The organism is Arthrobacter ginkgonis (assembly GCF_039540195.1).
Classification (GTDB): Bacteria; Actinomycetota; Actinomycetes; order Actinomycetales; family Micrococcaceae; genus Zafaria; species Zafaria ginkgonis.
Genome location: NZ_BAABEO010000034.1, coordinates 57,146 through 81,700 on the forward strand (window position 1 = coordinate 57,146; position 24,555 = coordinate 81,700).

Annotated in this window: 27 protein-coding genes; 15 read left to right on the forward strand and 12 right to left on the reverse strand. The window is 69.7% G+C overall.

Features of this window, described 5'->3' with window-relative positions:
* Positions 1-50 precede the first annotated feature (50 nt).
* On the forward strand, positions 51-410 hold the full coding sequence (locus tag ABD912_RS21135; RefSeq protein ID WP_345154060.1) for a winged helix-turn-helix transcriptional regulator: 360 nt from the start codon (positions 51-53) through the stop codon (positions 408-410).
* On the opposite strand, the gene ABD912_RS21140 is transcribed toward ABD912_RS21135, so the two are convergent.
* The 6 genes from ABD912_RS21140 to ABD912_RS21165 form a co-directional block, all read right to left on the reverse strand.
* Positions 384-683, reverse strand: coding sequence for a hypothetical protein (locus ABD912_RS21140; protein ID WP_345154063.1), 300 nt, complete (start codon positions 681-683; stop codon positions 384-386). The genes ABD912_RS21135 and ABD912_RS21140 overlap by 27 nt on opposite strands.
* Before the next feature lie 145 nt (positions 684-828).
* Positions 829-1,236 (reverse strand): DoxX family protein, encoded by a 408-nt coding sequence (locus ABD912_RS21145; protein WP_345154451.1) that lies wholly within the window; start codon positions 1,234-1,236, stop codon positions 829-831.
* Positions 1,237-1,496: 260 nt separating this feature from the next.
* On the reverse strand, positions 1,497-2,225 hold the full coding sequence (locus ABD912_RS21150; protein WP_345154065.1) for an SGNH/GDSL hydrolase family protein: 729 nt from the start codon (positions 2,223-2,225) through the stop codon (positions 1,497-1,499).
* A 211-nt stretch (positions 2,226-2,436) separates the two neighbouring features.
* Positions 2,437-3,072, reverse strand: coding sequence for a DUF3105 domain-containing protein (locus ABD912_RS21155; protein WP_345154068.1), 636 nt, complete (start codon positions 3,070-3,072; stop codon positions 2,437-2,439).
* Positions 3,073-3,142: 70 nt separating this feature from the next.
* A complete protein-coding gene (locus ABD912_RS21160; RefSeq protein ID WP_345154071.1) occupies positions 3,143-3,877 on the reverse strand; it encodes a DUF305 domain-containing protein in 735 nt (244 codons plus the stop codon).
* Between the two features lie 90 nt (positions 3,878-3,967).
* Positions 3,968-4,417, reverse strand: coding sequence for a hypothetical protein (locus ABD912_RS21165; protein WP_345154073.1), 450 nt, complete (start codon positions 4,415-4,417; stop codon positions 3,968-3,970).
* Positions 4,418-4,522: 105 nt separating this feature from the next.
* Between ABD912_RS21165 and ABD912_RS21170 the strand changes: the two genes are divergently transcribed.
* The 3 genes from ABD912_RS21170 (at position 4,523) to ABD912_RS21180 (ending at position 7,826) form a co-directional block, all read left to right on the forward strand.
* Positions 4,523-5,314, forward strand: a complete 792-nt coding sequence (locus ABD912_RS21170; protein ID WP_345154074.1) for a M50 family metallopeptidase — start codon at positions 4,523-4,525, stop codon at positions 5,312-5,314.
* A gap of 121 nt (positions 5,315-5,435) precedes the next feature.
* On the forward strand, positions 5,436-6,866 hold the full coding sequence (locus ABD912_RS21175) for an NAD(P)/FAD-dependent oxidoreductase (RefSeq protein WP_345154076.1): 1,431 nt from the start codon (positions 5,436-5,438) through the stop codon (positions 6,864-6,866).
* Between the two features lie 183 nt (positions 6,867-7,049).
* Complete coding sequence (locus ABD912_RS21180) at positions 7,050-7,826, forward strand: N-acyl homoserine lactonase family protein (RefSeq protein WP_345154078.1); 777 nt, start codon at positions 7,050-7,052, stop codon at positions 7,824-7,826.
* A gap of 43 nt (positions 7,827-7,869) precedes the next feature.
* Here the strand turns inward: ABD912_RS21180 and ABD912_RS21185 are convergent, their stop codons facing one another.
* Both ABD912_RS21185 and ABD912_RS21190 read right to left on the reverse strand, forming a co-directional pair.
* Positions 7,870-8,379: an ASCH domain-containing protein gene (locus tag ABD912_RS21185; RefSeq protein ID WP_345154080.1), complete on the reverse strand. Its 510-nt coding sequence runs from the start codon at positions 8,377-8,379 to the stop codon at positions 7,870-7,872.
* 176 nt (positions 8,380-8,555) lie between these two features.
* The gene (locus tag ABD912_RS21190; RefSeq protein ID WP_345154081.1) at positions 8,556-9,092 is read right to left on the reverse strand and encodes a hypothetical protein; all 537 of its coding nucleotides are present in this window, start codon (positions 9,090-9,092) and stop codon (positions 8,556-8,558) included.
* 250 nt (positions 9,093-9,342) lie between these two features.
* Here ABD912_RS21190 and ABD912_RS21195 point away from each other — a divergent pair, with 250 nt between their 5' ends.
* Complete coding sequence (locus ABD912_RS21195; protein ID WP_425548118.1) at positions 9,343-9,819, forward strand: transglycosylase family protein; 477 nt, start codon at positions 9,343-9,345, stop codon at positions 9,817-9,819.
* 236 nt (positions 9,820-10,055) lie between these two features.
* Positions 10,056-10,784: a TY-Chap2 family putative peptide chaperone gene (locus ABD912_RS21200; RefSeq protein WP_345154082.1), complete on the forward strand. Its 729-nt coding sequence runs from the start codon at positions 10,056-10,058 to the stop codon at positions 10,782-10,784.
* A gap of 122 nt (positions 10,785-10,906) precedes the next feature.
* Here ABD912_RS21200 and ABD912_RS21205 read toward each other — a convergent pair whose 3' ends face one another.
* Complete coding sequence (locus tag ABD912_RS21205; protein WP_345154083.1) at positions 10,907-13,042, reverse strand: HNH endonuclease; 2,136 nt, start codon at positions 13,040-13,042, stop codon at positions 10,907-10,909.
* A gap of 598 nt (positions 13,043-13,640) precedes the next feature.
* Here ABD912_RS21205 and ABD912_RS21210 point away from each other — a divergent pair.
* The 3 genes from ABD912_RS21210 (at position 13,641) to ABD912_RS21220 (ending at position 16,452) form a co-directional block, all read left to right on the forward strand.
* The gene (locus ABD912_RS21210) at positions 13,641-15,497 is read left to right on the forward strand and encodes a hypothetical protein (protein ID WP_345154085.1); all 1,857 of its coding nucleotides are present in this window, start codon (positions 13,641-13,643) and stop codon (positions 15,495-15,497) included.
* Positions 15,498-15,601: 104 nt separating this feature from the next.
* On the forward strand, positions 15,602-16,015 hold the full coding sequence (locus ABD912_RS21215; protein ID WP_345154086.1) for an ester cyclase: 414 nt from the start codon (positions 15,602-15,604) through the stop codon (positions 16,013-16,015).
* A 161-nt stretch (positions 16,016-16,176) separates the two neighbouring features.
* Positions 16,177-16,452 (forward strand): hypothetical protein, encoded by a 276-nt coding sequence (locus tag ABD912_RS21220; RefSeq protein ID WP_345154087.1) that lies wholly within the window; start codon positions 16,177-16,179, stop codon positions 16,450-16,452.
* A 30-nt stretch (positions 16,453-16,482) separates the two neighbouring features.
* Here the strand turns inward: ABD912_RS21220 and ABD912_RS21225 are convergent, their stop codons facing one another.
* Positions 16,483-17,049 (reverse strand): XRE family transcriptional regulator, encoded by a 567-nt coding sequence (locus tag ABD912_RS21225; protein WP_345154088.1) that lies wholly within the window; start codon positions 17,047-17,049, stop codon positions 16,483-16,485.
* Between the two features lie 48 nt (positions 17,050-17,097).
* Here ABD912_RS21225 and ABD912_RS21230 point away from each other — a divergent pair, with 48 nt between their 5' ends.
* From ABD912_RS21230 to ABD912_RS21240, 3 genes are all read left to right on the forward strand, one after another.
* The gene (locus ABD912_RS21230) at positions 17,098-18,135 is read left to right on the forward strand and encodes a class I SAM-dependent methyltransferase (protein WP_345154090.1); all 1,038 of its coding nucleotides are present in this window, start codon (positions 17,098-17,100) and stop codon (positions 18,133-18,135) included.
* 78 nt (positions 18,136-18,213) lie between these two features.
* Complete coding sequence (locus tag ABD912_RS21235; RefSeq protein ID WP_345154091.1) at positions 18,214-19,251, forward strand: NAD(P)/FAD-dependent oxidoreductase; 1,038 nt, start codon at positions 18,214-18,216, stop codon at positions 19,249-19,251.
* Positions 19,252-19,387: 136 nt separating this feature from the next.
* Positions 19,388-19,816 (forward strand): ester cyclase, encoded by a 429-nt coding sequence (locus ABD912_RS21240; protein ID WP_345154093.1) that lies wholly within the window; start codon positions 19,388-19,390, stop codon positions 19,814-19,816.
* Between the two features lie 67 nt (positions 19,817-19,883).
* On the opposite strand, the gene ABD912_RS21245 is transcribed toward ABD912_RS21240, so the two are convergent.
* Entirely contained in the window at positions 19,884-20,636 is a 753-nt protein-coding gene (locus ABD912_RS21245; protein ID WP_345154096.1) for a FadR/GntR family transcriptional regulator, read from the reverse strand.
* Between the two features lie 116 nt (positions 20,637-20,752).
* Between ABD912_RS21245 and ABD912_RS21250 the strand changes: the two genes are divergently transcribed.
* From ABD912_RS21250 to ABD912_RS21260, 3 genes are read left to right on the forward strand one after another with little or no spacing between them, the layout of a single operon-like run.
* Entirely contained in the window at positions 20,753-21,631 is an 879-nt protein-coding gene (locus ABD912_RS21250; RefSeq protein ID WP_345154099.1) for a carbon-nitrogen hydrolase family protein, read from the forward strand.
* A gap of 10 nt (positions 21,632-21,641) precedes the next feature.
* Positions 21,642-22,985 carry an APC family permease gene (locus ABD912_RS21255; RefSeq protein ID WP_345154101.1) on the forward strand — a complete coding sequence of 448 codons (1,344 nt, stop codon included), beginning with the start codon at positions 21,642-21,644 and terminating at the stop codon, positions 22,983-22,985.
* 33 nt (positions 22,986-23,018) lie between these two features.
* A complete protein-coding gene (locus ABD912_RS21260) occupies positions 23,019-23,801 on the forward strand; it encodes a carbon-nitrogen hydrolase family protein (protein WP_345154103.1) in 783 nt (260 codons plus the stop codon).
* A gap of 14 nt (positions 23,802-23,815) precedes the next feature.
* Here ABD912_RS21260 and ABD912_RS21265 read toward each other — a convergent pair whose 3' ends face one another.
* Positions 23,816-24,532, reverse strand: coding sequence for an alpha/beta hydrolase (locus tag ABD912_RS21265; RefSeq protein ID WP_345154104.1), 717 nt, complete (start codon positions 24,530-24,532; stop codon positions 23,816-23,818).
* Positions 24,533-24,555 lie beyond the last annotated feature (23 nt).

Consider the following 24,555-nt stretch of genomic DNA (forward strand, 5'->3'; position numbering starts at 1 on the left):
TTTGGTTAGTATGGTTCCATGATTGAACGACGACATGATTGAGCGACGACATGATTGAGTTGGGCGAAAACCTGCCCAAGGGCTGCCCCGCCCGCCGCAGGCTGGACCACGTGACGAACAAGTGGGGAGTGCTGGTCATCGTGGCGCTGGCCGGGGACATGCTGCGCTGGAGCGGACTGCTGCGCGCGGCCAACGGGATCAGCGAGAAGATGCTGGCCCAGACGCTGAAGGTGCTTGCCGACGAGGGGCTGGTGGTCCGCCGCGCGCTGGAGGTGGTGCCCCCGCACGTCGAATACAGCCTCACGCCCGAGGGCCGGGAGGTGGCGAGCCTGCTGATCCCGCTGGTGGAGTGGGCCGCGCGCGGGTCCGACCTACGGCATATGTCAGCGCTTGCGGCCGAACAGCAGTGAGGCCAGCGCCGTCACGGCGGTGACCGTGTAGACCGAGGGCCAGGCGCCGATCTTCTTGGCCAGCGGGTGGGAGAGCCCGAACGCGGCGATGTAGGCGCCGGTCAGCGCGGCGGCGCGGCCGGTGCCGGCGTTCATCTTCCACAGGGCGAAGGCGCCGGCGCCGGCGGCGGCGAGCACCGCGCCACCGAGCTTGCGGTTGCCGGTGTCCCGCGCGGTCTTGTAGCCGCCGATCAGGCCGGCGGAGGCGAGTAGGGAAGAAACAAGCGAACTCATGGGGGACTCCTTAACTAGTGGACTGAACCCAGCGTAGATGCCCCAAAGGCCTGCGGGGCGACCGCACGCACAAACGACGGCGGCCGCCCCCGTGGGGCAGCCGCCGTCGTGCCGTACCGGCGAAGCCGGAAAGGCCAGGGAATCGTTAGGCCAGGAAGGAGGCCTTGGCCCGGCCCGCGAAGAGGACGCGGTCCAGGGAGAAGCGTCCGGCGCCGAGCAGGGCCACGGCTGCGGAGCCGGCGGCCAGGGCCAGCACCAGTTCGAAGCCGTTGTCGGCGACGAAGATGCCGAACGGGGCGTGAACGGTAACGATCGCGCCCACCATGGCCAGCGCCAGGGCGGCGCCGGCGATGCGGGCCAGCAGGCCCAGGATCAGGGCGAGGCCGCCGGCAACCTCGAGGGTGGCCATCAGCGGGGCGGCCAGCCCGGCGGCCGGGACACCCATCTGCTCGAACGCGGCGGTGGTGCCCGGGATGGTGAACTGGTTGAACTTCTGCCAGCCGTGGGCGAGGAACAGGAAGCCGATCGCCACACGGAGCACGGCCAGGGCGATGCCGGTGGTGACCGGGGTCGCGGGGGTCGGCGTCGCCGGGGCGGTCGTCTGTGCGGTCGACTGCTCGGAGACCTGCGCGGTGGTGGTAGTCAAGGAAGGATCCTCACGTAAAGCTTGAAGTTTGGACTATTCAAGAGTGCAGCAAATAAATTGAAGTGTCAACTATTGGGCATGGGCGCCCTCAAGGGGCTGCTTTTGCATACCGTTGCGTCGCCTGCATGGTGACGCGTCGCCCGCAATCGACGCACGGGCATGCGCGCCTACTTCGGGGTGGCCAGCAGTGCGTCCCGGATGGCCGTGCCGAGGACCGCCGCCCCGGCCTGGCTGGGGTGCAGGCCGTCGTAGGAGAGCCCGGGGCCGAAGCGGCCCGGGTCCCCGGCGTCGCGCAGCCCCGCGGACGCGTCCGTCCACTCCCAGCCCTGCTCGGACGCGAACCCCGGGAGCCAAGCGTTGTAGGCCTCGGTGGCCGCGGCGAAACCGTCCCGGGGCGGGACGGAGCAGACCACCACGCGCGGGGCGCCCACGCTTGCGGCAATGGACTTCAGGTTCTCCGCGATCGTCGCGAAGGGGACGCCCAGATGGATGTCGTTGGTGCCCGCGAGGATCACCAGCGTGTTGACCGATCCCGCCGCGGGCGGGTGGATGGCCAGTTCCGCGGCCATGTCCGCCGTCGTCGCCCCGTCGCGCGCCCAGCCCCCGGCGAACGCCGCGCCGCCGCCCTGGGCGAACCGCACCCAGGAGCGGTCCCCGACCGCGCGCCCGGCGACCGCGGGACTGCCGTCGGCCGTGATTGAATCCCCGGCCACGGCGAAGGCGAGCGCCCCGGCGCCCGGCGGGGGAGCGGCCTGCGGAATCCGCGGTCCGGTGTCGCGCAGCCACAGGAACAGCACGGCCGCCACCAGTGCGGCGAGAACACCCGCCGCGGCGAGCAGCCGGAACTGACGGATGGGATATCCCTGACGGATGGGACGGTGCAGGTGCTCCCCCATGGCGGCTCCTCCCCAAAGGTGCGAGGCCTTCAGGCTAGCCCCGAAACCCCTCGCTGACAGGGGGGAACAGGACACGAATCGGCGACAATCCCGGCGCCCCGAAACCAGTCACCACATCAGCCCGCGCCACGCCCCAAGGAAACCCCACCAGCCCCACCAGGCACAGGCGCCACCGCATGTGGTGGCTGGTCACGGTTCGGGTTGTGGCGGGTTAGCCGTCCAGTCCTCCGGTGCACGCGGCGCCGGGCTCCGGGGTCTGTTCGCCCTGGCGGTACTTCGTGATGAACGTGGCGATGCGCGGGTCGGAGGCGGTGTCCACGGCCAACTGGACGCCCCAGGCGGAAAGCTTGATCGGCTCCTCCTGATCGTCGAACGGGCTGAGCAGCAGGTAGGTGCGGTCGCCCACCAGATCCTCCAGCGCCGCCTTCTCCTCGGCGGAGATGTCCGAGCGGTACGTGATCCAGACCGCGCCGTGCTCCAGCGAATGCACCGCGTGGGTCTCGGTGATCTCCTTGTTGTAGACCCCGCAGTTCGCCCAGACGGGGTAGTGGTCCCCGCCCACGCCGGGGCGTTGCGGGTAGTCGACGTCCTCCTCGACGTGGTTGGAGGTCAGGTCTCCGTAGACCTGCACGCCGTCGATCGGCTGCTCGGCCGCGGCGGAGAGCGCGGCCCGCTGGTTCGCCTCTCCGGTCAGGACGACGGCGGTCGGCACGGCGATCGCCAGGGCGGCCGCGGCAGCGACGCTGATGGTGATCAGGCGGGTGCGCTTGGCCTTCTTCTGCTGGTTGGCCACCATGGCCTGTGCCTGCTCGCGCTTGGAGCTGGCGGCTGCGGAGTTCTTGCCCATTCTGGTCGGGTCCGTTTCTGTTGAAGTTTGGTGAAAAGTGGGGCCGGGGGCCGTCGGGACTGCTGACTTGTCAGGAGATGCTGTCCAGCAGTGCGGTCAGCGCCTTGACCTCGGCGGTCTGTGCGGTGACGACCTTCTGGGCGAAGTCCAGGATGAGCGGGTTGTGGGCCCGTTCCAGGGCCGCCTCCGCCATGGCCACCCCGCCCTGGTGGTGGCGGATCATCAGGGTCAGGAAGAGCCGGTCCGCCGCGGTGCCGCGTGCGGCCTCAAGTTCCTTGATCTGCTCCGGCGTGGCCATGCCCATGGACTCCCAAGCGTGCGCCTGCGTCCCTTGGGGGTCCTGCGTCCCGGAGGTGTGTCCGGTGTGCGCGCCATCCTCCGTGGCCATGTCCTCCATCCAAGCCATCTCCGGGCGCTCGGAGGTCTGCGGCAACCCCCACGTGCGCAGCAGCGCGAACAGCTGCCCTGACTGCTGGGACTGGGTGGTGGCGATGTCGTAGGCGATGGAGCGCACGGCCTCGTTGGTGGAGTTGTCCCGCACGATCATGGACAGCTGCACGGCCTGGTTGTGGTGGGTCTGCATGTCACGGGCGAAGCCGGCATCGGCGGACATTTCGCTCGGGTAGCCGGTGCGCGGGCTCAGCGTCCCGAGCATCCAGCCACCGAACCCGACAGCCACCACCAGGGCCGCGATGGCGGCCAGCAGCGCGCGGCTGGGCCCGCGCCCGGGCGGGGCGCCGGCATCGTATTGGGGTTCGACGGCGGCTGGTTCGGGGCCGGCCGACGGGAGGGGGGAGTGGGACATCGTGTTCTCCGGAGTCGTATGAGTCGCGTGGGGTGCGTATTGTGCGGCGGGCCTGGAAGGTCGCCAGGCCCGTTCACTACATATGACTCCCTACGTGCGGCTGATGGAGAGCGCGATGAGGTCGGGGGCGGGATCGGCGAACGGGGAGCCTGGAAGACCGGCCCGTTCGGCCGCGTAGCGCGGGTGGTCCCAGAGCAGGTCCGCGTCCGGACGCGGCCCCGCGGCAGGGGTGGTGAGTTGGAGGTCGGCCTGGTTGTGGCACGCCGGAACCGGCGGTCCCTGGTCCGGGCACTGGTGCTTGGCGGCGGCGGCAGGCTGGGCGGTGGCGGCCACCTGTCCCGGTCCATCCACGCGCTCCACACTCTCTGCATGCGTCGCAGCGCTGTGGTGCACTGCCTGCGGGAAGGCCATGGGGTGGGGGACCTGCCGTGCGCCGGAGGTCAGGCAGGCGGAGACGACGACGGCAGTCAGTGCCACGATCGCCAGCATGGCGGCGAGCAGGTGGCGGCGCGCTGCCGCGTTCCGTGCCGTGCGTGCCACGTCCGATCACCGCCTGTCCGTGGTGCTTGAGTCCGCAATGGTTGACATTGAAAGCGTATCGGACGGTCCCAATTTGCTCACAGCAACGTGTCCTAGCCTCGTCGGATGAACGAAACACAATTTGCGGGAGTTCCGGTGCTGCAGGCGGCAGGGGAACCCTCGGTGGTAGGGAACTGGTGGGACGCGGTGGCTGCCGGGTTCTCCCGCGGTTCCCTGCTGCACCCCGAACCGATGCCCGTCATGCTGATCATCGCGGTGGCCGTGGGCCTCGCCGTCTTCCGGCCCACCTGGCGCTGGTTTGGCCTCTACGTGACGTTCGTGCACGAACTCGGGCACGCGTTTGCCGCCCTGACTACCGGGCGGGTCGTCAAGGGGATCCACCTGAACTTCGACCACTCCGGCCAGATGACCAGCCTCGGCCGGACCCGGCGCGGGGCCGCGTGGGCCGGCTTCTGGGGGTACCCGGCTCCGGCCCTGGTCGGAGCCGTACTGGTGTGGTCGGCCTGCGCCGGGTGGGCCGGCGCGGCCATGTCCCTGGGTGCCCTGATCCTGCTGGCGGCGTTGCTGTTCATCCGCAACCTCGCCGGAGTCCTCATTGCCGTGGGCTGCGCCGTCGTGGCCCAACTGCTGGTGATGTTCACCCCAAAGGAAGCGATCGCCTACGTGGTGCTGGCGCTGGGCATCGCCCTGCTGGTCGGCTCCGTGAAGGACTGGTTCAAGGTCCTCTCCGTCCACGTCGGGCGGCGCCACCACGTGCAGAGCTCCGACGCCTACATCCTCTACCGCACCACGGGGGTTCCCTCCGCGGTGTGGCTGACCGGTTTCGCGGTGGTCGTCGCCGCCTGCGCGGGTTTTGCGTTCGCCACCCTCGGGGACGCCGTGGTTTCCTACGCCTAGGGCCGCCCCAAGCGCCGGCCACCCCCAATACCGGCGCGCGCCAATGTGAGATGCGTCGCGGGCCCGGCCGTATCCTCTGCTGTAGAGCGTGCAGGTGAACCACCCCGGACGAAGGATGGATATGGCCCCGACCCCCACGACGTTCGACCGCGCCGAGAAGACCGCGGACCGGGAGGCGGTCGCTGCCGCGCTCGCCGGGGCCTCGCCGGCCTGCTTCTGGCTGGATACGGCGGACCGCCCCGAAGCCCACCGGCCGCTCGCCGGGGACAGGACCGCCGACCTGGCCGTTGTTGGCGGCGGATACACGGGGCTGTGGACGGCGCTGATGGCGAAGGAACGCGATCCCGGCCGGCGCGTGGTGCTGCTGGAGGGCCGCCGCATCGGCTGGGCCGCGTCCGGGCGCAACGGCGGGTTCTGCCAGGCCAGCCTGACCCACGGCGAGGCCAACGGGCTCAAGCACCTGCCGCGGGAGAACCAGCAGCTGATCCGGATGGGGCTGGAAAACCTGCGCGAGATCCGCGAGACCCTGGACCGGTACCGGATCGACTGCGACTGGGAGGAGACGGGCAGCCTGGACGTGGCCACCGAACCGCACCAGGTCGACTGGCTCCGGGAGATGGCGGAGGCCGGGGGCGCCGATTTCCTGGACCGGAACGCGGTGCGTGGCGAGGTGAAGTCCCCGACCTACCTCGCCGGCCTCTGGGACCGCGAGGGCACCGCCATGGTCAACCCGGCCAAGCTCGCGTGGGGTCTCGCCCGCGCCTGCGGGGACCTCGGAGTGGAGATTTACGAGGGCACCCCGGTGCGTGGCCTGCGCACGGAGGATGCCGGCGTCGTGCTCTCCACCGACGGCGGCGAGGTGACGGCGGCGAAGGTCGCGCTGGCGACCAACGCGTTCCCCTCCCTGCTCAAGCGCACCCGGCTGTTCACCGTCCCGGTCTACGACCACGCGCTGATGACCGAGCCGCTGACCGCCGGGCAGCTGGAATCGGTCGGCTGGTGGCACCGGCAGGGCCTGTCCGACCTGAACAACCGCTTCCACTACTACCGGCTCACCGCGGACAACCGGATCCTGTTCGGCGGCTACGACGCGCTCTACCACTTCGGCCGCTCGATGAAGCCCCGGCACGAGCACTCCCCGGCCACCTACCGCCGCCTGGCCGCCCACTTCCAGGCCACCTTCCCGCAGTTGAAGGAGGTGCGGTTCACGCACGCCTGGGGCGGAGCGATCGACACCTGCTCGCGCTTCTTTCCCTTCTTCATGCACGCCCACGGCGGCCGGGTCGCGTTCGTGGCCGGCTACACCGGCCTGGGCGTCGCGGCCACGCGCTTCGGCGCGAACGTGATGCTGGACCTGCTCGACGGCGCCCGCACCGAACGCACGCGGCTAAAGATGGTGCGGCGCAAGCCCCTGCCTTTCCCACCCGAGCCGCTGGCTTGGGTGGGGGTAAAGCTGACGACGGCGGCGATGGTCCGGCAGGACCGCAACGCCGGCAAGCGCGGACCCTGGCTGCGCTTCACCGATGCGCTGGGCATGGGATTCGACTCCTGAGGAGCCGTGAATTCACCGGCTGGTCCACGGGCTGGTCCACCGGCGGGCGCCGGTGGAACGAATCCGTTGCCGCCGGCCGCCGCACCCGTTAGCGTCGCCTCGACCGGCGGTGCGGCGTCCCTTGTCCACCGTCCGGATTTCGCCGTCCCGTTTTCTTGGACACCGACCACCGGAGGGTAGCTTTTGGGTACCGCAAACCGCCTTCGGGCCTTCGACGCCCCGCTGATGACCGTGGATGCCTCAGCCCTGGTGGTGGGGGCCTCCGGCACGCTGACCATCCCGTTCCCGGCGTTCCTGATCGAGCACGACCGCGGCGTGGTGCTCTTCGACACCGGCTTCGCCCCGGAGGCGATGGAGGACCCCCAAGCCTACTTCGGGGAACGGGCGCAGCTTCTGGACGTCCGGACCCATCCCGGGCAGCGGATCGACCGCCAGTTGGAGGAGCTGGGGTTTTCCACGCGGGACGTCACGCACGTGGTGCTCTCCCACGGGCATTCGGACCACGCCGGCGGGCTGTACCTGTTCCCGCAGGCCAGGTTCTTTGTGGGGCCCGACGAGTTCGAATGGTCCCGCAATCCGTCCCCGGGCAGCGCCCGCTACTTCCGCTGGGAGGAGGACCTGGAGCCGGTGCAGCACTTCGACTGGACCGTGGTCGAGCGATCCGAGACCGACCTCTTCGGGGACGGCGCGATCACCCTGCTGCACCTGCCGGGGCACACCCCGGGGCAGTTGGCGATGCTGGTCCGGCTGCCCAGCCAGAGCATCCTGCTGACCGGCGACGCCGTGCACCTGCGCGAGGCCTTGGCCACGCGCCAGCCCGATCCGCACGACTGGGACCTCGACGAGGCGGTGCGCAGCGTGGACCGGATCGTTGAACTGGGGGAGCAGGGCCACCGGATCTGGGTGGCCCACGACCCCGAGGACTGGGCGGAGTTCGGTGCCCTGGTGGTGCACGAATAAGGGCGGTGCGCGAATGGGGCTCTCGCCCCGCCGGACGTACGGGTCAGCCCTGGGCGGCGGGATCCGTGTATGTGGGCGGCCAGACGACGCTGAACCGCTCGAAGACGATCTCCAGGCCCTCGTCCCATTCGATGTCGCGGGACGCGCAGATCCGCTGCCAGTACCGGGTGTGTTCGCGGCGCCACGACTCGAGGCTGCGGTCGTCCTCGCCCTCGTCCCATGCGAAGTCGGGGTCGGCGCTGTCCAGCGGGCCCAGGCGCAGCTCCAGCGTGCGCAGGATCACCTGCGGCACTCCGGCCCCGTCGCAGGCGATCCAGTGGCTGCCGATGCGGGGGAGGTCCTGGCCCTCAAGCCGGAATTCCAGGGCCAGGGTTGCGGTGGCGCGCTTCTGTCCGGAGAGCACCAGGTCCAGGAGGGCGTCGGCCAGGGCCGAGTTGTCACCGAAGTGCTCGGCGACGGGAACCTCGTCGGAGAGAGCCAGCCCGGGATGGGCGTGGAGGTATTGGTCCCAGAGCGCGAGCGCTGCGGTCTGGTCCGGTGCGGCAAGGGTCATCGGCGGCCTCCGTTGGATGGGCTCTGGGGTGTCTCTTGCCCGACATTACCGGGTCCGGATCCGTGACACCCCCCAAATTCCGTTGCGGTCGTGGCCGGTGGTGCAGGTGTGGCTTTCCTGGGACGCGCAGCCGCCGCATCCGGTGGATTGTCCTGCGGGCCATCGCCGGTCCCTTCTCAGTGCGTCAGGAAGGCCTTGACCACGGACACCGCCGTTGCGACCAGTGCAAGGACGATCCCGGCGAGGACGTTCTTGAAGGAACTGGCGCCGCGTTCGATGTGGCCCAGCGCGAAGCCCAAGGCTCCCAAGCGAAAAATGACGAACGCCTCGGCGAAGATCAGCGCCCAGAAGCCGGAAATCCAGCCGATCGAGGATGCGGCCAGCAGCACGACCGGGACCGTGGCCGAGGACGCGATCGGGCGCCCGTTTCGCAGGTCACGGCGGAAATCCTCGGCAGTGACGTGCTGGCGTCCACGGACCCGATGGCCAGTGAACTCGGCGAACATGTGGGCGATGTAGGTCGTCACGCCGGTGGCGGCAATCACGATCAGGCCCTTGTTTCCCTCGGCGTCGCCGGGGTACAGCGCCACCAGTGCGGTGAGGGTCAGGATGTTGCCGTAGACGTAGGCCTCGATGCGCGCGCTGGCGTCCTCAATGGGTAGCTGCCGCAGCCCCTCTACGGTGTGTAGGGGCTCCTTGTTGCGTCGTGCCATGAACGCCATGATGGCAGAGCGCAGCGCCCTGCACGATGGGATTCACAGGGTATTTTGAGGGTCCCGCGTCCCTCCTAGTCAGACCGAGGGCGTCCGCGGGCGTTCGGCTCCCATGGGCTCCAATCGGTTTGACGGCCCCCCGTGCCCGGCCCGTAACGTGGGAGTCACGTTTTGATAACACCCCGGTTGTTTGGGGGATTGAAACCAGTGACCGAGCCGCTACCCAGCATCGCCAGCAGGCCGGCCTTCAGTGAAGTCGATTACGACGCCGGGCGATGGCGCAGCGAAAACCTTGGACGGTTTGAGCGCGGGTGGCACCCCCCAAAAATCCATGAAGCAGCAAAACGCTAAGACCCCCCTGACCCGACGTTTCCGCCGTGGCCTGGCCGCTGGCCTGGCGGCGGTTGCCCTCACCGGTGCGGCCGCTGGCCTTGCCGCGGCTCCGGCGTCGGCCGCGCCGGCGTCGGTAACCCCCGCCTCGGCCGTGTCGACCTCCACTTGGGACCGGCTGGCCAAGTGCGAGAGCGGCGGCAACTGGCACATCAACACCGGCAACGGCTACTACGGCGGCCTGCAATTCAGCGCATCGACATGGAAGGCATTTGGCGGCAAGGGTAGCGCGGCGCACGCCTCGAAGGCGACGCAGATCGCGGTGGCCAAGAAGGTCCTCAAGAGCCAGGGCTGGGGCGCCTGGCCGGCGTGCTCGGCGAAGCTGGGCCTGCGGTAATAGCCGGACTTGGCCCGATAGCCGGCTTGGCCGGGTGACCTGGCCAACCGAAGACCCCGGGCCGCCCACCCCCCGGGCGGCCCGGACGGCCCCATCCCCCCCAGGGGCCGAACCAAGAGGGGCGGACCACGCGAACGGTGGCCCGCCCTTCTGGCGCATCTGGGATGGCGTGGCGGCCGCGGCGTAGTGCCTTGCCTTGGCTAGTGCTTTGTCCGTGCCGGGCGGAAAATGGCCGCATGACGCCCTGGATGGTTGACGGGAAAAGGTTCGACTTTCGCCTCATCAATGCACGGAGTTGGTGGATCGCCACGGAGTTGTGCAGACGGCATCCCCAGCTGACGATTATCGAGCGGCATCCGCCGGACGGTCCGCACGACTCCCTCGCCCTCTTCGACGAGACGGCCGGACACATGCTCATCGACCTCAACCGGGCCGGGAGCCTGGGGGCCAATGTTGCCGGCGACGGCAAGGACGGTGGGGACGGCGCGCTGGGGTTCGGGTGGGCCGAGGTTTTTTCGACGGAGCCGCTGCATACGGTCACGCGCTTGGAGTCCGACGCCGGCCTTGCCCCGCCACGCAAGCGCCTGACGACCACCGGCCACCTCCTTACCTACCGGATAATCAGCACGCTGGTCGAGGCGAGCGCCAACGAGGCGCAACCCTGGGACGTTCGGTCCGCCTATGTGGATGCCCACGGGGAAGACTGCGGTCCGAGCAGGCATCTGTTCGAGGAATTTCGCGGCGCCGCGGAGCAGCGCGAGCGCATCGGAAAGGTTCCCTTGGGTGACCCCGCCCACGGATTCTGGGCATTCCGCCGTCGGGACCAGGTGGAGTTCATGATCGACCACTGGACGATGCTCTACCGCCGGGACCGCGATCCGGTGGAGTTGGAACTGGCCTTCCGCGGCGCCGAGCGCAACCTGTGGAAACTTATCGGCCAAGCCTTCGCCGACGAATTGGAGTGAACCGAAGCCCGCTCGGAGCAGTGCCTGCGCAGTGGCCGCTGCGGTTGCCGTTACCGGTGCCCGTGCCGCTTTCGGCCCGACGCAGGAGCCTGGCGCGAATCCCGCCAAGCCCGGAGAGCCATCTAGCGGACTAGGTTGAACTCTTGGGCGAGCAGGGCGATGGCTACAGCCAGGGCCTCCTCATTGAATCGCTGCTCGTCCTCGCTGAGAGCCGGCATGGTCCAGTCGCTGTCGACTGCCTCCGGATCCCAGCCGGCTTCCCCAGCGGCCTCCCAAGAATCGTTCCAACCGGCATCGCGAACGGTTGCTGCCCACTCGGCATTTGGGGGTACGTCCTGCACCGCCGGCTGTTCCGTCATGCCGCCAGCCTCGGGGAGCGGCAGCAGGAACTTCGAGCCCTCTTCGGGCCGGACGTCCGATTTGTCGTCTCTATCGGGGCCGGGCGAGTCGTCCCTATCGGGCTCGGTCCAGTCGTCCCAGCCGGTGGACCGTACGGGGTGCGGTTCGAATGCCCTGCCGTCCGTCGATTCCCTGCCGCCAGCCGATTCCGTATAGCGCTCTGGTTCCCCACATGCCGCTGATTCGCTAGGCGCCTCTGAGCCGCTACCCGAGGGAACCGCGGTGGGCTCTTCCCGGATCACCAGCCGATGCAAGGCGTCCCAGTCGCTTGCGGCAACCACGGGATGGAGCCTGCCGGATTCATGCCGGTCCGGAGGACGCGCGGGCTCCGATTTCGTGCCGGATTCCGCGGTGCCGGTGAACCACGGAGCGTCGGGCTGGGTGGTGCGGGTGGTTCCGCCAAGGGTGGTCACCGTGAAAGTGCCCTCCGGGGTCAACTGGACGGAGTAGAAGCCCAGCGACTTGAAGCGGTGGTGGCGCCTGCAGGCCGATGCCAGATTGGAGAGGTCCGTGGGGCCGCCGTGCTGGAACTCGATCACGTGGTCGGGATCGCAGCGATGGGCCGGTCTGCGGCAGCCGGGGAACCGGCAGGTCCGGTCCCGGAGGGCCAAGGCGCGTCGCTGCGCGGGGCTGGGTCTGTAGCGTTCCCTGCCGAAGGCGACCACGGCGCCGGTCACCGGGTCCGTGACAACTCTGTCCCACGTTGCTGCCAAGGACAGCAATACGGCGGCCGATTCCTGGTCGATGGGACCGAGACCCTGGACCTGGGGAACGTCTGCTCCAGGCGGCAGATGCGCGGCGGCGGGATCCAAGCCGTCGACGGGAAACTCATCCGCTGGCCCGGCCCCGGCTGCGGAACTCGCACTGGCCTCTCGTCCGCACCCGCACCTGCTGCCGGCAGCGTAGCTGGGTACTCCAGGCCCGCCCGGCGTTCCGGGGAGGACGGTGCTGGGAACCGTGACCACAACCGTTGGCTTGATGTTGTGGATGCCGCTGGCGTCGGGACCGGCCAACAGCAGGTCGGCCAAGATGTCGGCATGGAGTTGGTCTTGGGTGCGCGACTCTTCCGGGTCCCGGGACAGGATAGCCGCGATCGATTCCAAGCGGTTGCTGATCGCCTCTCCGGCCAAGTTGGACAGCTTGGCCTCCAGATAGCACATGCCGTCGTCGTCGGCCTCGCTGATCCGCACCTGCCGGCTGGCGCTGGCTTTTTTGGTCCGGGTAGTGAAGGACTCGGGGTGGTGCTTCTGCCGGAAGGTTTTCGCTTTGGATTTCAGCTTCCCCGGCGAGCACCCGGCCGCGGCGGCCAACAGGCTGGCACCCAGCGCGGTGCGGGCCGCCGCAGCGGTCTCCTCCGCGGCGCGGACTGAGCGGGCATGCTCCTCCATGGCACGCTCCCACGACTCGTGTTCGGCAGCCGTGGCATCGGGCGCGGGCTTCTCCGGGCGGGGCAGGTGCGGTGCGGTGATCAGCGCCGCTTGCTCAAGGATGATCCGCACGTGTTGCGGTCCGATCTCTCCGGCGCGCAAGGCCGCCAGTAGCAGGGGGTGCTCGGATACCAAGGCAATCGCGCGGCCCAGTGCCATGGATGCCGTGATCGACGCCAGGTCCTGGGCCGCGGCGACTTCCATGGCCGCCCATTGGGAGTCCAGGTCTTTCCTCAGCGAACCGACGCGCTTGCTGGTGTCCATGCCCGGCGTCTCCGGCAGTGCCTCCACGTGCCGTGGCACTTCCCGGGCAGCCCAGCCCGCCACCTCCGCCATGCGCTCATTGACCTCGGCTTCGACGAAGCGGCGCAGTGATTCGGCTGCGGCCAACCGGTCGGCCGCAGTGGAGGCCGCCTCGGGATGCCGGACCACGGTGACCGTGTATCCGGGGTACTCGAGGGTGGTTCGACCCGCTTCCATGATCCCAATTTAGAACTGATTTGCGGATATTGAAAGACTTGTTAGAAGAAAGTTTCCCATAGTCTATGGGGGAGAGCGGCAAAGGGTTCCCGCTCTCCACAATTCCTCCACGGACCCGCACAAACCCGCCACAATTCGCCGAAGAACCCGCACAAACGCGTCAGAATTCCGGAACTGGAGAGCGGGCCTGGCGACGTCCGGTGTCCGTGGCCGGCGTGGAATGGGCATGCATCCCGGGAGCGGACGCGCCGCCGGCTTCGCTCCTGGCCCGCCGGCTTCGTCCCCACCGCCGGCCCGCAGGCCTCGGCCCTACCGGCTCGCCGGCCTCGCCTCCATCGGTCCGGAGGTCTCGGCCCGGACGGTCTTGTGCCAGCACCCCGTCCCGCATGGTGCGGATTCATTCGGTACGCCCGGCGCCTGCGTGGGGCACAATACGGGGAACGGGTTTCGTTGGGGGGACGCCACCACGGGTCGTGCCAACTGGGATCGCCTGCGGAGGTTTGACGGTACACGGCCGCTCCGTAGCGCGGCAGGGGAAGGCGCGGGTGCCATGGCGATGACGGTGTGGCAGGGGAGCGGGCGGGAGCTTGCCGACCTGGTGATGTCCACGCGGAACAGGCCGTTGGTGATCGTCTCCTACGTGCCCGGGGCAGATGAGTTGCACCTGGATGCCCAGCGCATCGCGGACGAGGCGGGCGACTGGGCCGACGTCGTCCTGGTCCGCAACGGGACACCGACCCGCGAACTGCAGCGGCACCTTCCGGAGGACTGGCAGGTGTTCGGCAACGCGGCACGGATCTACCCGCGTCCGGTGGCCGGCCGGAAGCCCGAGCCGAGCCGCTACTTCATGGCGCGCAATCCCCGGGAGGTGGAACGGTGCACGCAGGAATTGATCGATGTCGTGCTCGCCCTGCCGGCGCCCGCCAGCGGCACCGCCCTCCCCGCGGTCAAGCCCGCACCGCCGGTCCCCACGGAGAAGGCCGGCATCGTCAAGGGATTCTTCGCCGATGGCGCCTGCGCGTGGGTGGAACTGAACGACGGCGGCGTGGCGCAGATCGCGCAGCAGGACGTGGTGCCGGGGGTGCGGCTGGACTGGCTGCTGGCCCAGAAGCAGCAGGTGGAGGGCCTCTTTGATGCCGAACGGCACACGCTGGACATCGCCGGCTCCGTGCTCCGGCCGCGGCTGCTGGAGGCCTATACCTGGGGCCAGGTGGTGCTGTGCCTGGTGCTGGCGGCGGACGCGGACCGCGCGCTGCTCGGCCCCCTGCCGGGCGAGGAGATCGAGGTCCTGCGGGCCGACATTTCCTCCAACGACCTGGATGAGGTCGATTCGCTGCTCGCGCCCGGCCAAGTGGTCGCGGCCCGACTGGTGCTGGACGCTGGCCGGCGGCGGCTGCGGCTGGTGGACGTCGACGACGACGATCCGGTGGCGCCTGTGCCGGTGCTGGTGCGCGGCGGGCTGCCGTGGCTGGCGGAGGGTCGGGACCTCCTGCCGCCGGCCGGGGAGGAACCCGACGCCGGGGCCTCCCGGGCCGTCTCCCGCATCGAGGGGGCGGGGGTTACCGGAGCGGAAACTGCCGGGGCGGAAGCTGCCGCCGGCCCGGCCGGAACGAATGGGTCGCCAACGGTCGGGGCAACCACGAACGGCGCATCAACGATCGGGGCGGCGGAGCCTTCCACTCCCAAGCCCACGGACCTTGGGAGTGCGGCCGCCGGAGGCCCGGCCGCCGACGCCAAGGTACGCAGCGGTTCGGCCCTGACCGACGCCTTGCTGAAGGTGGCCGAGCTGAAGGCGAGGGTGGAGCGGGCCGAGGCCGCCGCCGTCGTGCTCCAGGATGCGGCAGCGCGCGCCGAGCAGGTGGAGGGGGAGCTGGCGCGGGAGCGGACCGAGTCCGCGCGGCTGCGGACGGAGAACCTGCGGATTTCCGAGCAGCGCAACAAGGCGCAGAAGCTGGCCCGCAAGGGCGTCAAGACGGCGGATTCCAAGCAGGCCCGGGAGCTGTTCACCACCGGCACGGAAGCCCTGCGGCACGAGGTGTACCTGGCGTGGGTCGAGCGGATCTCGGCGGTCGAGAAGGCGGACCGGCCCCTGCGGGAGTATGCGGTGGGACCCGGGTTCGCCAAGGCGTACTTCGCGCAGCCACCCGACATTCGGCACAAGGTCGCCAAGGCGCTGGTGGACCTGCTCACCGCGGAGCCGGGGCAGTCGGTGCAGCGGCAGGTGCACGAGTGGCGCACCGGACGCGGAGGGGACAATCCGCCGCGGACCCGGGAGGACGGGGCCGTGGGCTTCCGGATGTACGTGGAGGAGAACACTCCCGGGGCGCGGCGCGTGCATTTCTGGAAGCTGCCCGGCGGCGGGATCGAACTGCACGACGTCGGGGTCCACGACAAGGACCTGGCCTAAGGCGGCGGGCCGGCACGTTGCTGACACCGCCAGGACCATTGCCGTTGCCTGCCCCGAGTGGGACCATCGTGTCCGGGGTCGGGACGGGGACAAAGGAGTCGACGATGGCTGGCGAAACGGGACTGATCAAGCGCTTCTACCTGGAGGTGCTGGCCGGCGGAAACTTCGACCTCATTGACGAACTGGTTGCCGAGGGGTTCGTCGACCATGAGAGCCTTCCCGGCCAGCCGCCGGGCAAGGAAGGCGTGCGGTTCTTCGCCGACACGATGCGGGCGGCCTTTCCCGACCTGAGCGTGAAGTCCATCGACCCGGCGCTGGCCGAGGGGGACCTTGAGGCCGTCCGCACGGTCCTGACCGGCACGCACCAAGGCGAGCTGATGGGGGTGGCGCCAACCGGCCGGACCGTGGAAATCGAATCGATCGACATCATCCGCATCGAAGACGGCAAGGTCGCCGAGCACTGGGGAATCACCGACTCGATGGGCCTCATGCAGCAGCTCGGGGACGTGCCCGGATAGAAATGCCCACACCAGCCCGGTGCCGCTGTGCCGTCCTGAGGAACGCGGCTTCGTGTCGGTCTCCGGCCCGTCCCTAATGCTCTGTACAGTATCTCCAAACAGTTGATGAGGTGGGCCGGGTCACACCCGGGCTGCTCCGATGCAGGAACGGAGGAGGGCGGATGAGCGGACGACTCAACGAGGCCCTGGACGTGGTTGATGCCACCGACGCCTACGATTCGAGCACCGAGGCCAGGGGGCGGCGCGCCCACGCGCGCGTGCTGGCCACGATTGAACTGGCAGAGGCTACCGCCAAGTTGCACCGGGAGCAGCGCATTGCGAACCTCCTCCAGCTCGCGCAGCTGGACACGAAGGACTCCGCGTGGGCGCTGAAGGAGGCCCGCAAAATGCTGGCTGCGGATGGGGGCCTCCTGAGCAAGGTTAAAGACGCCGCCTGAGGGCGTGCGCATCACCGGGTCCCTTCCCGGTCAATGACTCAGGTGTGCGCGTTCGCCGTCGTGGTCCAGGATCGTCAGGATCTCTACCGGTCCGCCCTCGGCGGTGATCGCATGCGGCACCATCGTTGAGAACTCGGCGGCCTGCCCGGCATGGACGGTCACGACGCGCTCGCCCAGCTGCACCCGGGCGGTTCCTGAGAGCACAGTCAGCCATTCGCGCCCCGGGTGCACCGGGAGCTCCGCCGGCACTGCCCGTTCGGGCGTGATGCGCATCTTCGCCACCGTGACCCCGTGCAGGGTCGATTCGTTGGACAGCAGCCAGGTGGTCGTGCCCGGCGTGTGCTGGGGCTCGGGCCGGATGACGACGTCGGAATCCTCCTCCGCCTGCACCAACTGATCCAGCGTGGTGTCCAGGGCGCGGGCCAGCGGGACGAGTTGGTCCAGGGCGATGCGCCGGTGCCCGGTCTCGATCCGGCTCAGGGTGGACGGCGTCAGCCCGCACCGGTTGGCGAGGGCCTCCAGGGACCATCCGCGCGCGGTCCGCAGCCCGCGGATCCTTTGGCGGACCACGTCATCTACATCGAGTTCTTGCGTCATGCGCAAAAGCATATGCGTATGAAGCATGGGGTTTCTACACTCGACACCATGACCCGACATGCCCGGCACGGCCAGCCCGAAACCCACCCCCGCGAAGTGAACGCCCACGCGTCCCACGGCGAAGGCGTCCACACTCACGGTGCCCACGAGCACGGATCCCACAACCACGCAGCCCACGACCATGGAAGTCTGGCCGACGAGGCCGCCATGGCCGAGGTCATCGAGCTCGATGCCTCCTTGGCCGGAGGCTACGCGGACGAGGCCGCCGCCTGGGCGGCCGAGCTGGCCCACGGGCCGGTTCGCTCGGCCCTCGACCTCGGGGCCGGCACCGGCGTCGGAACGCTGGCCCTGGCCAGACGGTTCCCCGAGGCGACACTCACCGCCGTCGACCTGTCGCCGATGATGCTCCGCCGGCTCCGGACCGCCATGGAGAAGTCGGGGATGGGGGAGCGGCTGCGCACCGTCGAGGCTGATCTCGACGCCGAATTCGATGCCGGATGGGCAGGCGCCGCGGGGGCCGAAGGCGGCGCCGATCTGGCCTGGGCCTCCTCCTCGCTGCACCACGTGACGGATCCGGACCGGGTTCTGGGCAGCATCCTGCGGACACTGCGCCCCGGGGGCCTGCTTTTGGTGCTGGAGCTCGACGAGCTGCCCCGCTTCCTGGACGGTGCCGGCGACGGGCTGGCAACGCTCGAGGATCGCTGCCACAGGGAGATGGACCGCCTGGGCTGGAACTCCCACCCGGAGTGGAGCGACGCCCTCGCCGGCGCCGGATTCCGGCTCGAGGGCCGGCGCACCCTTGAGGTGGAGGCCGGGGGAGCCGACGAGGCCAACGGGTCCCCGCCGTCCGAGCTTGCCCGCTTCGCCCGCCTGTTCCTGTCCAGGATCCGGGCCGCGCTGAGCTCCTCGCAGGGCTCCTCGCTGGACGGATTGGCCGTGGAGGAGGACCTCGCCGCGCTGGACATCGCCGATGACATGGCAGCACTCGACCGGCTGCTCGGACAGGGACCGGGCTCGCTCGAAGAGCTGCCCGGGCTGTCCGTCCGTACCCGCCGCACCGCCTGGGCCGCCCGCCGTCCGGTGTAGGGCGTCGGCAGGGCGGCCCGGCCCCTAGCCACCGCAGTTTCACGCACACCACCCCTACGCGACCACCAGGAGGATCCCATGACCACCACCCACCACGACGTCCTGATCATCGGCGGGGGAGCGGCCGGCCTCAGCGCCGCTACTACCCTGGCCCGCTCGCTGCGCGACGTGCTCGTCGTCGACGCCGGCGAACCGCGCAACGCCCCGGCCCACGCCGCCCACAACCTGCTGGGCCGGGAGGGCATCAATCCGCTCGAGCTGCTCGCAGCCGGCCGCGCGGAGGCTGAGGCCTACGGCGCCCGCATCGTCCGCGACCGCGCAGTATCCATCAACAGCGTAGGGTCCATCAGCGGCGAAGCCTCCGTCGGCCGCGGCGGCAGCGGGTTCGCCGTCGAACTGGGCTCCGGCGCCACTGCAACCGCCCGCCGCCTGCTGCTCGCCACCGGCCTCGTGGACGAGCTTCCCGACGTTCCCGGCCTGCGCGAGCACTGGGGCAGCCGCGTGCTGCACTGCCCGTACTGCCACGGCTGGGAGGTCCGCGGCCGGAAGATCGGGGTGCTCGCCAGCTCCCCGATGGCCGTGCACCAGGCCCTGCTGTTCCGCCAGCTCAGCGAGGACGTCACCGTCTTCCTGCACGAGCAACCCGGCTTCGGACCGGAGGAGGCCGCGCAGCTGGAGGCAATCGGCGTACGGATCATGCCGGGCCGGGTGGTGCGCGTGGAGTCCGGTCCGGAGGGTACGACGCCGGATGCCGGCCAGGACGCGGACGCTGCCGCGGAAACGGGATTGGGCGTGGTCTTGGAGGATGGGGCGCGGATGGACGTCGACGCGCTCGCCGTGGGGCCGCGCATGGTCGCCCGCGGGGAGCTGTACGAACAGCTCGGCGGCACGCTGTCCGAGCATCCGATGGGCCTTTTCATCGAGACCGGCCCCATGGGTAAGACCCCGCTCGACGGCGTGTGGGCGGCAGGCAACGCGAACGACCTCGCCGCCATGGTCTCCGTCGCCGGCGGGGCCGGAACCATGGCCGCCGCCGCGATCAACGCCGACCTCGCCGGAGAGGACGCCCGCGCGGCGGCCCTTGCGATGACCCGTGCGGTGGCGGCCTCCCGCTGATGAAAAGTGGGCGTGACGGCCTCTTGGCCAGCGTCCCCATGCCGTTCATTGCTGGCGCCGCCACGGACCATTGCCGCCACCTGCCCCGAGTGGGACCATCGTGCTCGGGGCCCGAACGGCGACAAGGGAGTTAGCTATGGGTAACGACGCGGGACTGATCAAGCGCTTCTACTTGGAGGTAGTGGCGGGCGGAAACCTCGAGCTCATCGACGAGATGGTTGCGGAGGGGTTTGTCGACCACGAGAGCCTTCCCGGCCAGCCGCCCGGCAAGGAAGGCGCACACTTCTTCGTCAACACGATGCGGACGGCATTCCCGGACCTGAGCGTGAAGTCCTCCGAGCCGGCGCTTGCCGACGGGGACCTTGAGGCCGTCCGCACGGTGCTGACCGGTACGCACCAAGGCGAATTGATGGGAGTGGCGGCAACCGGCCGGACGGTCGAAATCGAGACGATCGACATCGTGCGCTTCGAGGACGGCAAGGCCGCCGAGCACTGGGGAGTCACGGACCTGTGGGGCCTCATGCAGCAGCTCGGAGCCGAGTCGCAGCAGAGAGGGCCCGAGTAGGGAAAGCCCGAATAGGGAAGGGCGGCGGCGCTCTCTCAGAGTGGAGCTGAATCGCCGTCGGCGGGCCCTATGAACTCAGCCCCATAAACATCGTCCGGTGCAGTATGTCCACGTGCTTCCGGGACACGTCCACCGCCGCGGCCATATCACCTGCCTTGAGTGAGGCCACCAGCGCAATGTGGTCCCGGTTGGACTGGTGCAACAGCCCGATCGGATACGGGATGAAGTAGGCGTAGAGCTCCGCAAGGGTCTCGTTGTAGGCCTCCACCGCCGAGCCCAGCCCCGAGGCCTCGGCAACCAGCCGGTGGAACTTCTCGTCCGCCTGGTGGTAGTCGGACCAGTTGGTGGATATGGCCATCTCGGCGGTGAGCCGTTCCAGCTCGTCCAGTTGCCCGGCGGTGGCGTTGGCCGCTGCGTAGTGCGTGACGGCGCATTCGAACAAGAGCCGGCGGTCCACCAGCCGGTGCACCGCCTGCGATTCCGCCGGCGACGCGGCAAGTTCCCGCAGCACCTGCTGCGGGGGCTCGTCCGCCACGAACGTTCCGCCGCCCCGACCCCGCCGGCGCACCACCACGCCCTGCTCGGCCAGGCTGGCCAGCGCGCGGCGGGCGGTGATCGGGCTGACGGACAGCCCCAGCGCGACCTCCTGCTGGTCCGGCAGCCGCTCCCCGGGCTTGAGCAGCCCCAGTGAGATGGCCATGCCGATGCGCAGCCGCACCGCGTCGATGGCGCTGCGGCGGTCGAAGCCGGCCAAGGCCGCGGAATCCATGGCCGGGACGCCTGCGTCGGCGGCAGCGTCGGCGGCGGGGGGAGTGGTCATGCCTGCCACTTTACGGGCACCACCTTCCGTAATTGGTTCAATATGATCTAATATGGCACAGGCCACAAAAACGAGCCACACCAAACGAGCCACACGAACCAGCCTGGAGAGAGCCCGTGCAACGCATCCTTCCCCTCGTCGCCGTCCAGGCGCCGCCGCGCCTGATCGGCGAGCCGGTCTCGGCCTTCGCCGCAGAGGTCCGCGCCGCCGTCGAACGACAGCCCGGCACCCGGCTGGTCGTTTTCCCGGAACTGCACCTGTTCGGGGACGGCAACCCCGACCTGCAGCGGACCGAGGTGCTGCAGGAATCGGCCGAACCCCTGGACGGCCCGCGGGTCCGCCAGCTGCGGCAGCTGGCCGCGGACCTGGGCATCTGGCTGGTTCCGGGCAGCGTCTGCGAGCGCGGACCGGAAGGCCAGCTGTTCAACACCGCCCTGGTGCTCTCCCCGGAGGGCGAACTGGCGGGCTACTACCGCAAGATCTTCCCGTGGCGCCCGCACGAGCCCTACGACCCGGGCGACCGCTTCACGGTGGTGGACCTGGACGGGATCGGCCGGGTGGGACTGAACATCTGCTACGACGCCTGGTTCCCGGAAGTGACCCGGCAGCTGGCCTGGATGGGCGCCGAGGTCATCCTCAATGTCGTCAAGACCACCACCCCGGACCGGCGGCAGGAACTGGTGCTGGCCCAGGCCAACGCGATCGTGAACCAGGTGTTTATGGTCAGCGTGAACTGCGCCGGCCCCACCGGGCAGGGCCGCAGCCTGATCGTCGACCCGGAAGGCAACGTCATTGCCGAGGCAGGGGACGACGCCCCGGCCCTGCTGGCCGCGGAACTGGACCTCGCCGCCGTCGACCGCGTCCGCACGCACGGGACCGAAAACGTCAACCGCCCGTGGTCGCAGTTCCACGACGGCGAGCCGGCCATCGAACTGCCCATCTACCAGGGCCGGATCGACCCTGCAGCCTGGACCCCGCAGTCCTCCAACCGCTAAGGAACCACCGGTGACAACGCAACCCACACTCGTCCCCACGCTGAAGCTGCCCTCGCTGGTCCTGTTCGGGCTTGCGTACCTGACCCCGCTGATCGTCCTGGGGATCTTCGGCGTCATCGCCGAAACCACCGGCGGGGCCTCCCCGTCCGCCTACCTGGTGGCGCTGGTGGCCATGCTGTTCACCGCGCACAGCTACGGACGCATGGCCGCGGCCTACCCGGTGGCCGGTTCCGCCTACACCTACGTGCGCAAGTCCATCGATCCGCGCGCCGGCTTCCTGGTGGGCTGGGCGATCCTGCTGGACTACATGTTCCTGCCCATGGTCATCTGGCTGATCGGCGGTTCCTACCTCAACGCCCAGTTCCCGGGCGTGCCGATCGCGGTGTGGATCGTGGGGTTCATCGTGGTCTCCACGGCCCTGAACATCCTGGGCATCAAGGTTGCGGACAAGGCAAACTTCGTGCTGATGGCGTTCCAGCTGCTGGTGATCGCACTCTTCGTGGCGCTGTCCATCGGCAGCGTCGTGTCCACCGCGGGGACCGGCGGCCTGACCAGCACCGAGCCGTTCTTCAACGCCACCTCCAGCTTCGGCACCATCACCGCCGGCGCGGCCATCGCCGCCTACTCCTTCCTGGGGTTCGACGCCGTCACCACCCTCACGGAGGAGACCATCGAGCCGCGCAAGACCATGCCCCGGGCCATCATGCTGATCGCCCTGATCGGCGGCGGGATCTTCGTCGTGGTCTCCTACGTGACGCAGCTGGTGCATCCGGGCGGCGTGTTCGAGGACTCCGCCTCCGCGGCCAGCGCCATCGCCCTGCAGATCGGCGGGCAGCTCTTCGGCGCCATCTTCCTGGCCGGCCTGGTGGTGGCGCAGTTCGCCTCCGGCCTGGCCGCGCAGGCCAGCGCCTCCCGGCTGCTCTACGCGATGGGCCGCGACGCGGTGCTGCCCAAGCCGGTGTTCGGGCGGCTGAACCCCAGGTTCCACACGCCGGTGGTGAACCTGGTGGTCACCGGGGCGGTGGGCCTGATCGCGATCTTCCTGGACGTGGCCACCTCCACCTCCTTCATCAACTTCGGCGCCTTCACCGCGTTCACCCTGGTCAACCTCTCGGTGATCTTCCACTTCGTGCGCGAGCGCCGGGCGGGGATCCGGCTGAACCCGGTGGGCTACGTGGTGGTGCCGGCGGTCGGGGCCATCATCTGCGCCTACCTGCTGTCCCGGCTGGACAGCCACGCGATTACGCTGGGGCTGTGCTGGCTTGCCGTGGGCATCCTGGTGCTGGCCGGCATCACCCGGGGCTTCAAGACGGCGCCGCCGGAGATGGCAGCCACCGAAAAGGCCGCGGTTTAAGCGTCCGGGAAGCCGCGGAAGGAGGTGCCGGTCATGAGGATTGCGCTGGGGCAACTGGAATCGGGGACGGACGTCGAGGCCAATCTCGCGGCGATCGAGCGCTTCAGCGCGGAAGCCGCCCGTGACGGCGCCCTGCTGGTGGCCTTCCCGGAGTACGCCACCTATGAGAAGAAGGTGGTGGACGCCTCCTTCCCCGCGGTGGCCGAGCCCTTGGACGGGCCCGTCGGCAACGCCCTGGCCGGCATCGCCCGCCGGCACGGGGTGGCCCTGGTGGCCGGCGTCGTCGAAGCCTCCGGGGAGCCCGACCGCGCCTACAACACGCTGGCAGCGTTCGGACCCGACGGCGCCCTGCTGGCCCGCTACCGGAAGATCCACCTCTTCGACGCCCAGGGGTTCGGGGAATCCCGGTTCATCCAGCCCGCGCCGTCCGCGGAGCCGGTGGTGTTCGAATTCGGCGGAGTGAACTTCGGGCTGATGACCTGCTACGACCTGCGCTTTCCCGAGCTCGCCCGGGCGCTGTCCGACGCCGGGGCCGACGTGCTGCTGGTGTGCTCCTCCTGGGTGCCGGGCGAGCACAAGACCCGGCAGTGGCTGGCGCTGGCCGAGGCCAGGGCGATCGAGAACGGGCTCTACGTGGCCGGAGCGTGCCAAACCCCGCCGATTTCGGTGGGGCACAGCCTGCTTGTGGACCCAATGGGCGCCGTGGTCGCGGACCTGGGGCTGGAACCGGCCGTTGCCGCCGTGGACGTCTCGCTAAAGCGGATCGCTGAAGTGCGCCGGCAGTTCCCCATGTTCCGGCAGCGGCGGTTGGGGTAGGCGGGCCGGAACCCCTAGTTTTCGACCAGGACCGTTGGCCCGGTGCCCAACTCCTCGAGGAACAGCACGATCCGCGCAGCGACGCTGCGGTGCTGCTTGTCGTTGAACGCATCGCGCAGGCCGCCGGCGGTGGTGACCAGCGTGCCGTGCGGGAGCCCCGCCGCCCAGGTCCGGGCCGCGCCGACGGGCACCACCGCGTCCTCCTCGCCGTGGAAGGCGAGCACCGGGACGGGGATGTCCTCCGCGCGGGGAACCGCAGCGGGGGCCAGACCTGCGGCGAGCGCGCCGGCGTCGAGGTTTTCCTCCTGCGCCAGGACCTGGCGGTGCAGCGGGCAGGCCGACCGGACCTCGTCATCGGCCAGCGCGCTGGCCGCCCCGCCCAGCGGAAGGGCTGCGAGCACGACGGCGTCCGCCTCTGCGGCCCCGGAGGCGAGGGACAGGGCCAGGGCGGCACCGGTGTCCGATCCGGCCAGCACCCGTGGTTTTGCGGAATCGCTGGAGGCCAGCAGTGCCGAAGCGAGCGTCGCGGCAGCGTCCTGGTCCGCGGTGTCCACGACGTGCACGCGGTATCCGTCAAAGGCGATGCGCTTGCCGAAGCGGGCGTAGGCGCCGGGGTGCTCGCCGCGGCCGGTCAGCAGGACCAGGGTGCCGCGGGCGGTGGCTCCGGCAGCCACGTCCCAGGAGGCGGTCCGCACGTCGGTGGTGGTGAAGGAATCGGTGGAGCTTGTCATGGCGGGCCTTTCCGTAGGTGATC